This window comes from Massilia sp. CCM 8734 (assembly GCF_011682155.1).
GTDB classification, from domain to species: Bacteria; Pseudomonadota; Gammaproteobacteria; order Burkholderiales; family Burkholderiaceae_D; genus Telluria_A; species Telluria_A rubra.
Map to the genome: position 1 here is coordinate 1 of NZ_WHJI01000210.1, position 393 is coordinate 393.

General features: G+C 61.3%; 1 protein-coding gene. It reads left to right on the forward strand.

Annotation, left to right across the window (positions count from 1 at the left end; genetic code table 11):
- Window positions 1–28: 28 nt before the first annotated feature.
- The coding region (locus F2P46_RS39060) for a DUF4902 domain-containing protein (protein ID WP_229509607.1) at window positions 29–393 on the forward strand (365 nt) is incomplete at its 3' end.

The following is a 393-nucleotide window of genomic DNA, read 5'->3' on the forward strand; positions in this document are numbered from 1 at the left end:
TTGTAGCACCCCGTTTCCCGAAGTGAGAATGACCACGGCCCAGCTGCGCGCGGTCGCGCACCTTGCCACGCTCATACAGGCCGACGACACCTTGCTGCGCGAGATCCGGCGCATCGTGCCCGCCAAGCTCGCCGGCTTCAGCGAATGGCGCGGCCAACTTGATTCCGAAGTGTGGGTCCGTTTCCACTGGTATTTCGATGAGGTACGCGACGATTTTGTCGTGCCTGCGCAGGGCGTAAGCACAAACATCGTTCTTGTCACCCCTTTCAAACAAGATCTGTCCCGGCCCACGTTCTACCGCATGCTGATGCGCCGCCTTCGACGCCGGCTCGACTGGCAACCTTATGTGAAGCTCAACCTGGAGGCGCGGGACGTGCGCAACGATCCGCAGCT